12 protein-coding genes and 1 tRNA gene are annotated in these 13081 nt (G+C 69.8%); 11 read left to right on the top strand and 2 right to left on the bottom strand.

Annotated elements, in window-relative coordinates; translation table 11 throughout:
- Position 1 precedes the first annotated feature (1 nt).
- From E2F49_RS02825 to E2F49_RS02810, 4 genes are all read left to right on the top strand, one after another.
- Positions 2–649, top strand: a complete 648-nt coding sequence (locus E2F49_RS02825; RefSeq protein WP_133392519.1) for a methylthioribulose 1-phosphate dehydratase — start codon at positions 2–4, stop codon at positions 647–649.
- A 114-nt stretch (positions 650–763) separates the two neighbouring features.
- The gene (locus E2F49_RS02820) at positions 764–1318 is read left to right on the top strand and encodes a 1,2-dihydroxy-3-keto-5-methylthiopentene dioxygenase (RefSeq protein WP_133392518.1); all 555 of its coding nucleotides are present in this window, start codon (positions 764–766) and stop codon (positions 1316–1318) included.
- A 233-nt stretch (positions 1319–1551) separates the two neighbouring features.
- On the top strand, positions 1552–2241 hold the full coding sequence (mtnC, locus tag E2F49_RS02815; RefSeq protein ID WP_133392517.1) for an acireductone synthase: 690 nt from the start codon (positions 1552–1554) through the stop codon (positions 2239–2241).
- Between the two features lies 1 nt (position 2242).
- Positions 2243–3142 carry a C13 family peptidase gene (locus E2F49_RS02810; protein WP_133392516.1) on the top strand — a complete coding sequence of 300 codons (900 nt, stop codon included), beginning with the start codon at positions 2243–2245 and terminating at the stop codon, positions 3140–3142.
- A 316-nt stretch (positions 3143–3458) separates the two neighbouring features.
- Here E2F49_RS02810 and E2F49_RS02805 read toward each other — a convergent pair whose 3' ends face one another.
- Positions 3459–4019 (bottom strand): YdeI/OmpD-associated family protein, encoded by a 561-nt coding sequence (locus E2F49_RS02805; protein WP_208004782.1) that lies wholly within the window; start codon positions 4017–4019, stop codon positions 3459–3461.
- Between the two features lie 29 nt (positions 4020–4048).
- The gene (locus E2F49_RS02800) at positions 4049–5602 is read right to left on the bottom strand and encodes a calcineurin-like phosphoesterase family protein (RefSeq protein ID WP_133392514.1); all 1554 of its coding nucleotides are present in this window, start codon (positions 5600–5602) and stop codon (positions 4049–4051) included.
- A gap of 132 nt (positions 5603–5734) precedes the next feature.
- Here E2F49_RS02800 and E2F49_RS02795 point away from each other — a divergent pair, with 132 nt between their 5' ends.
- The 7 genes from E2F49_RS02795 (at position 5735) to E2F49_RS02765 (ending at position 13068) form a co-directional block, all read left to right on the top strand.
- The gene (locus E2F49_RS02795) at positions 5735–7567 is read left to right on the top strand and encodes a sensor domain-containing diguanylate cyclase (RefSeq protein WP_165971098.1); all 1833 of its coding nucleotides are present in this window, start codon (positions 5735–5737) and stop codon (positions 7565–7567) included.
- A 157-nt stretch (positions 7568–7724) separates the two neighbouring features.
- Positions 7725–7801: transfer RNA gene (locus E2F49_RS02790), tRNA-Arg, on the top strand.
- Positions 7802–7894: 93 nt separating this feature from the next.
- Positions 7895–9430: an L-piperidine-6-carboxylate dehydrogenase gene (gene amaB / locus E2F49_RS02785; RefSeq protein WP_133392512.1), complete on the top strand. Its 1536-nt coding sequence runs from the start codon at positions 7895–7897 to the stop codon at positions 9428–9430.
- 336 nt (positions 9431–9766) lie between these two features.
- Entirely contained in the window at positions 9767–10057 is a 291-nt protein-coding gene (locus E2F49_RS02780) for a DUF4190 domain-containing protein (RefSeq protein ID WP_133392511.1), read from the top strand.
- Positions 10057–11109: a quinone-dependent dihydroorotate dehydrogenase gene (locus tag E2F49_RS02775; RefSeq protein WP_133392510.1), complete on the top strand. Its 1053-nt coding sequence runs from the start codon at positions 10057–10059 to the stop codon at positions 11107–11109. The genes E2F49_RS02780 and E2F49_RS02775 overlap by 1 nt, the downstream gene beginning before the upstream one ends.
- A gap of 7 nt (positions 11110–11116) precedes the next feature.
- Entirely contained in the window at positions 11117–12145 is a 1029-nt protein-coding gene (gene murB, locus E2F49_RS02770; protein WP_133392509.1) for a UDP-N-acetylmuramate dehydrogenase, read from the top strand.
- Positions 12146–12201: 56 nt separating this feature from the next.
- The gene (locus E2F49_RS02765; RefSeq protein WP_133393424.1) at positions 12202–13068 is read left to right on the top strand and encodes a DMT family transporter; all 867 of its coding nucleotides are present in this window, start codon (positions 12202–12204) and stop codon (positions 13066–13068) included.
- Positions 13069–13081 lie beyond the last annotated feature (13 nt).

Below are 13081 nucleotides of genomic sequence, written 5' to 3'. Positions count from 1 at the left end.
CATGTCCGATACGCCCCCGCCCTACGACGTCCACCGCCTGCGCGAGCTCGCCGGCGAGCTGATCGTCAACATCCGCGAACTCGCCCAGTCCGGCTGGACGCCCGCCACCAGCAGCAACTTCTCGCGCCGCCTCGACGACCGCCATGCCGCGATCACCGTCTCCGGCCGCGACAAGGGCAAGCTGAAGGAAGGCGACATCATGGTCGTCGATTTCGATGGCCTGGCCGTCGGCAGCGATCACCGCCCGTCCGCCGAGACACTGCTGCACACGCAGCTCTACCGGCGTTTCCCCGACATCGGCTGCATCCTGCACACGCATTCGCCGACCCAGACCATCGCCTCGCGGCTGTTCGCCGCCGACGGTCATGTCCGCCTGGAAGGCTACGAACTGCTGAAGGCCTTCGCCGGCAACAGCACGCACGAAATGGCGGTCGACGTACCGGTGCTGCCCAACAGCCAGGACATGACCGTGCTGTCGGCGCAGGTCGAATCCCTGCTCGATGCCGGCCCGATGTGGGGCTATCTGATCGACGGTCACGGCCTCTACGCCTGGGGCCGCGACATGGCCGAGGCGCGTCGCCACCTCGAAGCTTTCGAGTTCCTGCTGCACTGCGAACTCGAGCTCCGCCGCCTGCGCGCGCGGCACTGACGAAGCGCCTGGCGTCGCCAGCTGTGGAACGACGGCGTTCCGCCGCGGTCAACGTTGCGCGCCTGGCGCTTTGCTAGGCTGGACGACCCCCGCCACGCGCCGAGCCAGACCGCCATGAGCCGCCTCCGCATCTTCGACGACACCGCCCCCGAGACGCCGCTGTTCGACAGCCGCGACGGCGACGCGATCGCCCGCGAACTGCAGGCCATCGGCGTGACATTCGAGCGCTGGCAGGCCGCCAAGCCGGTCGCCGCCGGCGCATCGCAGGACGAGGTCATCGCCGCCTACAAGGCCGACATCGACCGCATCAGCGCCGAGCGCGGCTTCAACACCGTCGACGTGATCAGCATCGCGCCCGACAACCCCAAGCGCGACGAACTGCGCGCCAAGTTCCTCGAGGAACACTTCCACAAGGAAGACGAGGTGCGCTTCTTCGTCGACGGCTCGGGGCTGTTCACCCTGCACGTCGAGGGCAAGGTCTACGAGATCGAATGCGTCAAGGACGATCTGATCGGCGTGCCCGACGGCATCACGCACTGGTTCGACATGGGCAGCGAACCACGCTTCGTGGCGATCCGCTTCTTCGAGCAGCCGGACGGCTGGGTCGGGCACTTCACCGGTTCGGATATCGCGCAGAAGTTTCCGCGGTACGAGCCGGATCTGCGCTGAGGGTCAGCCTTGTGTCGCTGTTTAGCCTCTCGCTTCAAGCTGCTCCAGCGAAGATCACTCGACCGTCGCCCCAGCGAAAGCTGGGGCCCATCTTGATCTTGCTTCACTGCGAAAATGGATCCCAGCGTCCGCTGGGATGACAGTAGCGGGCGCCTTGCGCCGAGCTGGTCCGCTCTGATCGCCGACACTTCGACGCCTTACACTGCACCGCCCCACCACCGGCTGACGCGCGGATGATCCTCACCGACATCGAAGGCACCACCAGCAGCATCTCCTTCGTCAAGGACGTGCTGTTTCCGTATGCGCGTCGCGCCCTGCCCGGCTTCGTCGCCGCCCACAAGGACGATCCCGAGGTCCGCCGCTGGCTGGATGTCGTCGCGACCGAACACGGCGCCATGTGCGACGACGCGATGATCGTCGAGACGCTGCAGGGCTGGATCGACGCCGACCGCAAGCACACCGCGCTCAAGGCGCTGCAGGGCATGATCTGGTCGGCCGGCTACCACGATGCCGACTTCACCGCGCACATCTATCCCGACGCCGCGCAAGCGCTGCCGCGCTGGCATGCGGCAGGCGAAACCCTGGCGGTGTATTCGTCGGGTTCGGTGCCGGCGCAGAAACTGTTCTTCGGTCACAGCGATGCCGGCGATCTGACCGGTCTGGTGTCGGCCTGGTTCGACACCGAGGTCGGCGGCAAGCGCGAGGCCGACAGCTACGCGCGCATTGCCGATGCGCTGGATGCCGCGCCGGCCGAGATCCTGTTCCTGTCCGATGTCGTCGAGGAACTCGATGCCGCCCGCGAGGCCGGCCTGCGCACGGTGCTGGTCGACCGGCGCGAGGACTATCCGACACCGCGCGATGCGTCGGCCGCGAACGGCCACACGCGCGTGACCACGTTCGACCAGATCGACGCGCTCCGCTGACATGCGGCCGGCATCGGGTCGGCTTCCGCGTCTCCGATGGCTGCACGCCGGCGTGTGGCTGTGCCTGCTTGCCGCCGGCGCCGCGCACGCGAATGATGGCGCCGGCCCGACCGCGCGCGATGCCGCGCTGATCGATGCCCGCGTCGCGGCCATGCTGCCGACCGGCGTCGACGCGCCACAGCTCTATGTCGTCGGCGTGGCCGGCGACGCGAGCGAGGACGTGTTCCGCAACGAAGTGGAGTTTCTCGTCGACTCGGTCGCACCGCGACTCGGCGCTGGTGCGCACGTGCTCGCCCTGATCAACCATGCCGACAGCCTGCGCGGCGCCGGCACGCCGCTGGCGACCGAGGCGACGCTGCGTCACGCATTGGCGGCGCTTGGCGGCCGGATGGACCGGGAACGCGACATCGTGCTGCTGTATCTGACGATGCACGGCTCGCCCGAACATGCGCTCGGCCTGCACCTGCCCGATGGCAGCGAGGCGAGTCTCGCGCCGGAGACGCTCCGCGATGCACTGGACGATGCCGGCATCGTGCATCGCGTCGTGGTGATCTCGGCGTGCTTCTCGGGCGGCTTCATTCCCGCGCTCGAAGGCCCGGACACGCTGGTGCTGACCGCCGCGCGGGCCGATCGGCCATCGTTCGGCTGCGGCAGCGAGTCGACGATCACCTTCTTCGGACACGCCTGGCTGCTCGACGGGCTCAACGCGGACCGTGATTTCGCCGGGGCGTATCGCCTGGCCGCGCGGGCGATCAAGCAGCGCGAGCGCAAGCTCGGTTACGAACGGTCCAGCCCGCGCATCGCGCAGGGTGCGCGCATCGGTGCGACGCTTGCCCGCTGGCAGGCCACGCTGCCTGCCGATCCGGCGCCGGCGGTGTATCCGTATCCGATCGCGCCCTGACCGGATCGGCGCGACTTCTCTCGACTAGGCGCGCTTGCGCGCGACGCCGACGACGTTGCCAGGCCCGCAGCCGCATCACGCGCAAGCGCGCTCCCACCTCCGACTTGCGTAGCCGGCACACCCCCGGTCGGCAACCCGTAGTCTCGCGAGACTGATTCTCGTTCCGACAGCGATGCGGGGCGCTGGCTAGACTGCCCGCGCGCCGCCAGCCCGCCATCGCCAGCCCGCGACGCGCACGACCCGCCCGCCAGCCATCGCGCGCCAGCCGGTCACCTTCGCAAACGCCCGCCATGTGCGGGCGTTGTGTCGTCTACGGTCAGGCTCGGTCGTGGATCCGGCCACCGGCCGCCAGCAGGTCCGCCAATGCCTGCGCGCGCCGTTCGCGCCCCGCGGCGGTCTTCAGCGTCGCCACCCGGAAACACACCGCGTAGCGGTTGCTCCGGTCCAGCGCGTCGAACGCGGCCTGTGCGCCCGCCGTCCTCCCGAGTGCCGCAACCAGTTCCGGCGGTGGCGCCATCGTCGACGCACCGGCATAGGCCGCGTCCCAGCGTCCGTCCGCACGCGCGGCTTCGATCTCCCGCAGGCCTGCCTCACGGATCCGACCCGCCGCCTGCAGCCGCGTCACATGCGCGACATTGCGCGCGGACCACAGACTGCGCGGGCGGCGCGGCGTGAACCGCTGCAGGAACCACTCCTCGTCGAACCCACGCTTCTGGCCGTCGATCCAGCCGTGGCACAACGCCACATCCAGCGCCTGCGCGTAGGTTACCGACGGCGTCGCATTGCCCTGCTTGGCGATCTTCAGCCACACGCCCGCGCCCTTGGCATGGGCCGTCAGCCAGGTCTCCCACGCCGCCTCGTCGGCGAACGCCAGCACCGGCAGACCGTCGGAAGGCGCAGCGCCGGTCATGGCGAAGCGTCACCGTCGAACCGGTCGAGACGATAGGTCGTCCGCGCGCGTTGCTCGCCCTGCCACGCGTCGAAGGCGCGGACCTCGACGGTATGCGTGCCGACGTCGCGCCGGGTCGGCAACGCGCCTCGCCACAGATGCATCGACGGCGTGGCTTCCGGCGAGCGGTCACGGCCGCGCAGCGTGTCGGCGAGATCGTCGCGTGCGTTTTCCAGCAGCAGGCGCGGGTCGGGCTGCTCGACGCGCCGCATCGGCGCCCAGTCGCCGTCGCCGACGCGGAACTCGACGCGCGTGTCGGGCTGCCCCATGTAGACGTTGGCATAGACGCCCCAGGCGGGATACGCGCCCTGGCGCAACACGCGCGGTGCGTGCAGCGACATCGCCTGCGTCGTCGCCGGGTTGTCCGCCGGCGCGCGTGCCGGCTGCCAGGACAGTCGGTACGCGCCGCCCGCCTCGACCTGCACCACCGCGAACCCGTTCGGCGTGCCGTCGGCCATCGTCGCGTCCGGAATGCCGGCGGCATCCGCCGCGCCGCTCCAGAACGCGCCGCTGGAGGCACCGACGTTGTACTCGTGCAGCGGCGTCAAACCATGCCAGCCGGTGCCGGCGTCGTGGCGGACGTGCTGCTGGGTGTGGCGATGCCCGGTCAGCAGCAACACGTGCGGGAACGGCTGCAACGCCGCGAACAGACGCGCGCGATCGGCGCTGCGCACCGTCTCGGGCGCGCCCGACGATGCGGTGTCGAACCACGGAATATGCGCGGCGACGACCAGCAACCGGTCGCGTGGCGCCGATGCCAGATATGCCTCGACGAAGGCGAACTGGTCCTCGCGCAGCCCTCCGACATAGGTCGGCTTCTGCGCCGGCTGCCAGATGACGTTGTCGAGCACGAGCACGTTCGCCTGCGCCGTTTCCCAGGCATAGGTCTCCGGGCCGTAGGCGGCGCGGAACGAGGCCGTCGACCCGACATCGTCGCGCGCGTCGAAGTCCAGATCGTGGTTGCCCGGCGCGTGCAGCCATGGCGTGTCGAGACGCGCGGTCGCGCGGTCGATCAGCGGATACAGCGCGGGGTCGTCGTTGGTCACGTCGCCCAGCATCAGGCCGAGATCGTAGGGCGCGCCCGCCAGCGCCGCCTCGACGATCGCGCGATCGTAATAGCCCACTTCTTCGGTCGTGCCGGTCTGCGGGTCGGCGAACACCGCGACCCGCAGGGTGTCCTGCGCGCGGTCGCCGGCCGGCAGCGTGAACGTGCAGGCCGCGCCACTGGCGCCGGCCGCGCGCCAGAACGCGGGATGGGCACCCTCGCGCGGCAGCGAGCGGTCCGCCGGGCGGATCACGAACACCGGCGCGTCGCCACCACGCAGGCCCGAGAAGCGGCCGTCGGCAGCGGACACGACGATCCGCGTGCCATCCGACACCCGGATGCCCGCCAGGCCCTGCCCGTCCGCATCGACGACGCGCCCGGTCTCGCAGGCCGAGGCCGCGCCGGACGACAGCGCCAGCAGGACGGCTGCCAGCGGCAGGAACGCGCGTGGACTCTGGGACGGCATGGGAGATCCTGTTGCGAACGGGCGGCCGATTATGCCGCCGGATGATTTCGGCAGGCCGCTGGTCTACGCTTCCTGCGTTCGCAGGCCAAGGACGAGGCCGATGCGGGGATGCATGGAATACGGGGCGGCAGGATGACGCGGATCGACGGGGCGACGCCGTGGTGGCGATGCTGGCTGCTGCTGGTCTGTCTGTGGGCTCTGCCCGCAACGGCCGCCGAACGCGCGGGCGTGCAGCTCGCGCCCGGCACCGACAGCGTCTCGCTGTCGCCCTATCTGCGCTACCACCACGATGCCGGCGACGGCGACGATCTCGCCGCGGCCTGGCAGCGGGTCGATCTGCGCGGCATGCGCCCGTTGCCGGACGGCAACGACGCCTTCGGCTTCCAGCGCGGCACGTTCTGGTTCCATGCGCGGGTGATCAACCGCGATCCGCGCGAGCCGCGCTGGATGCTGGTGCAGGAGTATCCGCTCAGCGACGAGGTCGACGTGCACGTCCGCTACGCCGACGGGCACGTCGTCCACCACGCCGGCGGCGACCATCGACCGTTCGCTTCGCGCAGCGTGCGCTACCGCCATCCGAACTTCAGCCTCGACCTGCCGCCGGGCGAATCGGTCGACGTGCTGGTGCGCGTGCGCAGCCAGAGTTCGATGCAGGTGCCACTGCAGCTCTACACGCCCAAGGCGTTCACCGAGGTCTCGCGCGACGCGCAGCTGGCAATCGGCCTGTACTACGGAATCATGCTGGCGCTGTTCTTCTACAACCTGGTGCTGTGGCTGTCGCTGCGCGATGCCAGCTATTTCTGGTACCTGTGCCACGTCACCGCCTTCGGGCTGGTGCTGTTCACGCTCAACGGCCTGGGCTTCGAATACCTGTGGCCGGGCTCGTCGTGGATGGCCGACCACATGGTGCCGATCTCGATCTGCCTGGCGCTGGTGGCGATGCTGCAGTTCTCGCGCACCTTCCTCGAACTGCCCAGGCGCTGGCCGCGCGGCAACCTGTTGCTGCTGGCGCTGATGGGCTTCTTCGTGCTGTTCGGCGTGGCCTCGGTGTGGCTGCCGCTGCGGATCTCCACGCCGGTCGCCTCGCGCGCGGTGCTGCTGGGCGTGGTCGGCATCGTCATCGCGACGGTCGTGGTGCTGCGCCGCGGCTATGCGCCGGCGCGGCTGCTCCTGCTCGCGTGGTCGATGTTCCTGCTCGGCACCGCGGTGTTCACCCTGCTCGCGTTCGGGGTGCTGCCCAAGAACTTCGCCACCGAATACGGCGTGCAGATCGGCTCGGCCCTGGAAATGCTGCTGCTGTCGATCGCACTCGGGCATCGCTACGCGGCGCTGCGCAACGAGAACCAGCGCATCACCGCCGAGGCCAACCAGAAGCTCGAACGCAAGGTCGCCCAGCGCACGCAGGAAGTGCGCAGCACCCTGCTGCAGCTCGAGGAGGCGCACGCGCGCCTGCGCGATTCCAGCCGCCGCGACGGGTTGACCGGCCTCTACAATCGCGCCTGGTTCCACGAAGCTTTCCGCGATCTCGCGCGCCAGGCGCGCGATGACGGCGCGCCGCTGGCGGTGCTGATGATCGATCTCGACCACTTCAAGTCGATCAACGACCGCTACGGCCATCTGGTCGGCGACGACTGCCTGCGTTGGGCGGCGCGGCGCATCGGCCGCACCCTGCGGCCGCACGACGCCCTGCTGGCACGCTTCGGCGGCGAGGAGTTCATCGTCGCGATTCCCGGCCGCGACATGGCCGAGGCCGGCCGCATCGGCGAGGCCATCCGCCACGCGCTGGGAGACGAACCCTGCCTCAGCGGGGACGTGCGCATCCGCGTGACCGCCAGCATCGGCGTGCACGTGATCGAGGCCTGCGCCGCCGACAGCGTCGACGCCGCGCTCTGCATCGCGGATCGCGCGCTCTATGCCGCCAAGGCCAACGGCCGCGACTGCGTGGAACTGGCGGAGTCGCCCTGAGCGCGGCCCGCCGCGACATCCAACGTCATCGTGTAGTGCGCGTCGGCGCGCCCCGCCCCCCCGCGACACACGGGCCGATCCGCCCTGCCGACAATCCGCCGCCGCCCCGGCTGTCGCACGTGCGGCGGGGCGGTCGGATATCATGGGCGGCCAATTCGGCCCCGTAGCTCAGCTGGATAGAGCGTCCCCCTCCTAAGGGGAAGGTCGCCCGTTCGAATCGGGCCGGGGTCACCACACGCACGCGAGCGGTCCCCCGCGCCGTTCCGCGTTGTCCCCCGCCGCCGCCGGCTTCACGCCGTCCGGCCGCACGCACAAGGAGTTTCCGCGATGTCCCATCCCGTCCTCACCGCGCTCGGCCTCAAGGCCACCGAATCGGGCACCTATCTGGGCAACGGCGAATGGGCCACCGGCCGCGGCGCCGGCATCATCGAGCCGGTCAACCCGACCGATGGCGAAGTGCTGGGCCAGGTGCTGGCCTCGTCGGAAGCCGACTACGAACAGATCGTGACCCGCGCCCAGGCCGCGTTCCGCGAATGGCGCAAGACCCCGGCCCCGCGCCGCGGCGAGGCGATCCGCCTGTGCGCCGAGGCGCTGCGCACCCACAAGGACGCGCTGGGCTCGCTGGTCGCGCTGGAGATGGGCAAGTCCAAGCCGGAAGGCGACGGCGAAGTGCAGGAGATGATCGACATCGGCGAGTTCGCCGTCGGCCTCTCGCGCCAGCTCTACGGCCTGACCATGCACTCCGAGCGTCCCGGCCACCGCATGTACGAGCAGTGGCATCCGCTGGGCATCGTCGGCGTGATCAGCGCCTTCAACTTCCCGGTTGCGGTCTGGGCCTGGAACAGCTTCGTCGCCGCCATCTGCGGCAACATCACCATCTGGAAGCCGTCGCCGAAGACGCCGCTGTCGGCGATCGCGTCGATGAAGATCTGCAACGACGCGCTGAAGGCCGGCGGTTTCCCGGACATCTTCTTCCTGTTCAACGACGCCGGCAGCGATCTCGCCCAGGCCTTCGTCGACGACAAGCGCATCAACCTGGTCAGCTTCACCGGTTCGACCAAGGTCGGCCGCCACGTCGGCGAGCGCGTCGCGCGCCGCATGGGCCGCTCCTTGCTGGAACTCGGCGGCAACAACGCGATCATCGTCGACCCCTCGGCCGACCTGAAACTGGCGATCCCGGCGATCGTGTTCGGCGCCGTCGGCACCGCCGGCCAGCGCTGCACCACCACGCGCCGCCTGTTCGTGCACGAGTCGATCTTCGACGAGGTGCTGGGCAAGCTCAAAGCGGGCTACGCGCAGGTCGAGAAAAAGATCGGCGATCCGACCGACGCCGCCAACCTGATGGGCCCGCTGAACTCGCGCGATGGCGTGCAGGCGTTCCTCTCCGCGGTCGAGAAGGCCAAGGCCGCCGGCGGCACCGTCGAAAGCGGCGGCAAGGCACTCGACGACCGCAAGGGCAACTTCGTGCTGCCGACCATCATCAGCGGCCTGACCAACGATGCCGAGGTCGTGCAGACCGAGACCTTCGCGCCGATCCTCTACGTCATGAAGTACAGCGATCTCGACGACGCGATCGAGCAGCAGAACGACGTGCCGCAGGGCCTGTCGTCGGCGATCTTCACCACCAACCTCAAGGCGTCCGAGCAGTTCCTCGCCGCCTGGGGTTCGGACTGCGGCATCGCCAACGTCAACATCGGCACCTCCGGCGCCGAGATCGGTGGCGCGTTCGGTGGCGAGAAGGAGACCGGCGGTGGTCGCGAGTCGGGTTCGGACGCGTGGCGCGCCTACATGCGCCGCCAGACCAACACCATCAACTACTCCGACGCGTTGCCGCTGGCGCAGGGCATCAAGTTCGACCTCTGACCCGCCCAATGTCCTGCTGCGCTTGCCGGCTGACGCGCGTGCGGTGCTCGGAATGCTCACGTACTACACGTACGCTGCGCTTCCTGTGCTCCGCCACGCGCCATCCGGCGGCGCTCGCGACGGACCTTGGACGGGTGACGCATGCGCATGTCGGCGCCGCAGCACACGCTGCGGCGCCTCCCGCGCTTGCGCGCGCCGCCCCGGGTTCTGAATAATCGTGTCTTCCCCCGTTCTCCCTGGACCGCCGCCGATGGCGCTGCGAAATCCGGTTTCCTTGCACGCTGCGTCGTATCGCGACGCGGCGCGGGCGGGCATCCTGACGCGGGCACCACGCGCATGAGCGCACCTGTCGCCTTCCGTCGCACCAGCACGCTGGCGATCGTCAGCCTGGTGTCGGGTCTGCTCGGCTGGTCGATGCTGCCCTTCATCGGCAGCCTCGTCGCAATCGTCACCGGCCACCTCGCACGGTCCGAGATCCGTCGTCGTCCCGATGCGTTCGAAGGCGACGGACTGGCGGTCACCGGCCTCGTGCTCGGCTACGCGATGGTCGCGATGAGCATCCTCGGCCTGTTGTTCGTGTTCCTGGTCTTCGGCGGCGTGATGGCCGCCATCGCGGCGTACGCCTGATGTACGGCAGTCTCCGGCCGCTGCTGTTCCGGCTCGACCCCGAGCGCGCGCACGGTCTGACCCTCGGCGGCCTCGACGCCCTGCATCGCGCCGGCCTGTCGTCGCTGATCGCCAAGCCGCCGCAGCCCCTGCCGACCGAAGCCTTCGGCCTGCAGTTTCCCAATCCCGTGGGCCTGGCGGCCGGCCTGGACAAGAACGGCGACCACATCGATGCGCTGTTCGCGCTGGGCTTCGGCTTCGTCGAGATCGGCACGACCACACCGCGCCCGCAGGACGGCAATTCGAAGCCGCGCATGTTCCGCCTGCCGCGGCATCGCGCGCTGATCAACCGGCTCGGCTTCAACAATGCCGGCGTCGATGCGCTGGTCGCCAACGTCAACCGTGCCAAGCGCGCCGGCATCCTCGGCATCAACATCGGCAAGAACAAGGACACGCCCAACGAGTCGGCGGCCGACGATTACCTGTTCTGCCTCAAACGCGTGTATCCGCTGGCCGACTACATCACCGTCAACATCTCCTCGCCCAATACCGCCGGCCTGCGCGAACTGCAGGAAGAACAGGCGTTGCGGCGCCTGATCGGCACGCTGCGCGAGGCGCAGGAACGTCTGGCCGCGCAGCACGGCAAGCGCGTGCCGGTGCTGGTCAAGGTGGCACCCGATCTCAGCGACGACGACATCGAGGCCGCGGCACGCGTGCTTTCGGACCTGCACGTCGACGGCGTCATCGCCACCAACACCACGATCTCGCGCATCAGCGTGCAGGACGATCCGCGCGCCGAGGAAACCGGCGGCCTGTCCGGCGAGCCGCTGATGAACAAGGCCACCACCGTGCTGCGCATGCTGCGCACGCGCCTGCCGACCGAGATTCCGCTGGTCGGCGTGGGCGGCATCGTCTCGGGCGCGGACGCGGTCAAGAAGATGGCGGCCGGTGCGTCGCTGGTGCAGGTCTATTCGGGTCTGGTGTACCGCGGGCCGGCGCTGATCGGCGATTGCGTCGATGCCATCCGCCGCAGGCGCGAGGCCCCGAGCCGCGGCAATCTGCCCAGCCTCTGACCCGTCGATGTCCGCACCTTTCCGTCTGCTGCAGCCGGCCGACCTGCGCCCGCGCAATACCTTCGGCGTGGCCGCATCCGCGCGCCGGCTCGTCGAAGTGGCCGATGCCGGCGCCTTGCCGCGCGCGCTCGACGCGCTCGACGGCGCCCGTCCGCTGGTCATCGGCGGCGGCAGCAACCTGCTGTTCGCCGGCGATGCCGAGGATGCGCTGGCGATCACCGATGCGCGTCGCGCGGTGGTGTCCGACGACGGCGACCGCGTCGTCGTGCGCGCGAGTGCCGGCGCCGACTGGCATGGCTTCGTACTGTGGACGCTGGCGCAGGAGCTCGGCGGCCTGGAGAACCTCGCGCTCATTCCAGGCACCGTCGGCGCCGCGCCCATCCAGAACATCGGTGCCTACGGCGTCGAGGTCGGTGAGCGCGTGGTCGCGGTCGAGGCCTTCGATCAGGACGCGCGTGCATTCGTGCGGCTCGGGACCGCCGACTGCCGCTTCGGCTACCGCGACAGCGTGTTCAAGCAGATGCCCGACCGCTGGATCGTCACCGCGGTCGAGTTCGCATTGCAGCGCTTCGCAACGCCCGTGCTCGACTACGCCGGCCTGCGCGACACGCTGGCCGCCCGCGGCATCACCGCGCCCCGCCCGCTCGACGTGGCCGAAGCGGTCATCGACATCCGCCGCAGCAAGCTGCCGGACCCGGCGGTGATCGGCAATGCGGGCAGCTTCTTCAAGAATCCGATCGTCCCGGCCGCGCAGGCCGCGGCGCTGGTTGCCGCACACGCGGGCATCCCGGTGTTCGCGGTGGACGACGGCCTGCGCAAGCTCTCGGCCGCGTGGCTGATCGACCAGTGCGGCTGGAAGGGCAAGCGCGACGGCGATGCCGGCGTCTCGGCCGGACATGCGCTGGTGCTGGTCAACCACGGCCGCGCGAGCGGCGCCGACCTGCTCGGTCTGGCGCGCCGGATCGCCGCGGCCGTGCAGATGCGTTTCGGCGTGCGCCTGGAACCGGAGCCGAGGATCATCGGAGCACGCTGGTGAGCGGCGAATTGCGGCGCTGGAAGCCGGCGACCGTGCACGGCCAGGCCGCGCTGCTGATGCTCGGCAGCACCTCGGCGTTCGCGCTGATGGCGATCGCGATCCGCTTCGCTTCGGCGACCATCCCGACGACCGAGGTCGCGTTCTTCCGCAACTTCTTCGGACTGCTCGCGCTGCTGCCGATCCTGATGCACGCGGGCAACGGCATCCCGCGCACGCGGCATCTGGGCCGCTATCTGGTCCGCACGCTGGTCGGCCTGGGTTCGATGCTGTGCGCGTTCTGGGCGATCGGCCATCTGCCGCTGTCGCAGGCGATCTCGCTGTCCTACGCCGCGCCGCTGTTCGCGACGATCGCGGCGGTGCTGTGGCTGGGCGAGATCGTGCGCGTGCGCCGCTGGATCGCGGTGTCGGCCGGTTTCATCGGGGTGCTGGTGATCCTGCGGCCCGGCGTGGCGTTCTCGCTGCCGATGCTGGTCCCGGTGTTCGGCGCCCTGCTCGCGGCGCTGGTCGCGATCCAGATGAAGCAGCTGTCGAAGATCGACCCGCCCGACACGATCGTCTTCTACACCTATCTGCTGTGGGTGCCGCTGTCGCTGGCACCCGCCCTGTTCCAGTGGGTCTGGCCCGGCCCGGTGGCCTGGCTGTGGCTGATCGCCACCGGCGTGCTGGGCACGCTTGGCCAGTGGCTGTGGACGCGCGCGCTGCGGCTGGGCGAAGTGTCGGCGCTGCAGCCGATCAGCTTCGTGCAGCTGCCCATCGTCGTGCTGTTCGGCTGGTGGCTGTTCGGCGAAACGTTGGACATCTGGACGGCGGCCGGCGCGGCGATCGTGTTCGGCGCCAACGGCTACATCGCGCATCGCGAAGCGGTGCTGTCGCGAAGGGCTGCATCGCAGCGGCCGACCGAGGCCGCGAAACCCGCCGAATAGGGCGTCCTGCGAG

The sequence above is a fragment of the Luteimonas terrae genome (genome assembly GCF_004358165.1).
GTDB lineage: Bacteria > Pseudomonadota > Gammaproteobacteria > Xanthomonadales > Xanthomonadaceae > Luteimonas > Luteimonas terrae.
This window is presented reverse-complemented; position numbering and strand designations above follow the sequence as displayed.

What these genes read in the sequence shown, in the direction of transcription:
- E2F49_RS02825 (WP_133392519.1), top strand. Translation starts at nt 2, where the DNA reads ATGTCCGATACGCCCCCGCCCTACGACGTCCACCGCCTGCGCGAGCTC.
- E2F49_RS02820 (WP_133392518.1), top strand. Translation starts at nt 764, where the DNA reads ATGAGCCGCCTCCGCATCTTCGACGACACCGCCCCCGAGACGCCGCTG.
- mtnC (WP_133392517.1), top strand. Translation starts at nt 1,552, where the DNA reads ATGATCCTCACCGACATCGAAGGCACCACCAGCAGCATCTCCTTCGTC.
- E2F49_RS02810 (WP_133392516.1), top strand. Translation starts at nt 2,243, where the DNA reads ATGCGGCCGGCATCGGGTCGGCTTCCGCGTCTCCGATGGCTGCACGCC.
- E2F49_RS02800 (WP_133392514.1), bottom strand. Translation starts at nt 5,602, where the DNA reads ATGCCGTCCCAGAGTCCACGCGCGTTCCTGCCGCTGGCAGCCGTCCTG.
- E2F49_RS02795 (WP_165971098.1), top strand. Translation starts at nt 5,735, where the DNA reads ATGACGCGGATCGACGGGGCGACGCCGTGGTGGCGATGCTGGCTGCTG.
- amaB (WP_133392512.1), top strand. Translation starts at nt 7,895, where the DNA reads ATGTCCCATCCCGTCCTCACCGCGCTCGGCCTCAAGGCCACCGAATCG.
- E2F49_RS02780 (WP_133392511.1), top strand. Translation starts at nt 9,767, where the DNA reads ATGAGCGCACCTGTCGCCTTCCGTCGCACCAGCACGCTGGCGATCGTC.
- E2F49_RS02775 (WP_133392510.1), top strand. Translation starts at nt 10,057, where the DNA reads ATGTACGGCAGTCTCCGGCCGCTGCTGTTCCGGCTCGACCCCGAGCGC.
- murB (WP_133392509.1), top strand. Translation starts at nt 11,117, where the DNA reads ATGTCCGCACCTTTCCGTCTGCTGCAGCCGGCCGACCTGCGCCCGCGC.
- E2F49_RS02765 (WP_133393424.1), top strand. Translation starts at nt 12,202, where the DNA reads ATGCTCGGCAGCACCTCGGCGTTCGCGCTGATGGCGATCGCGATCCGC.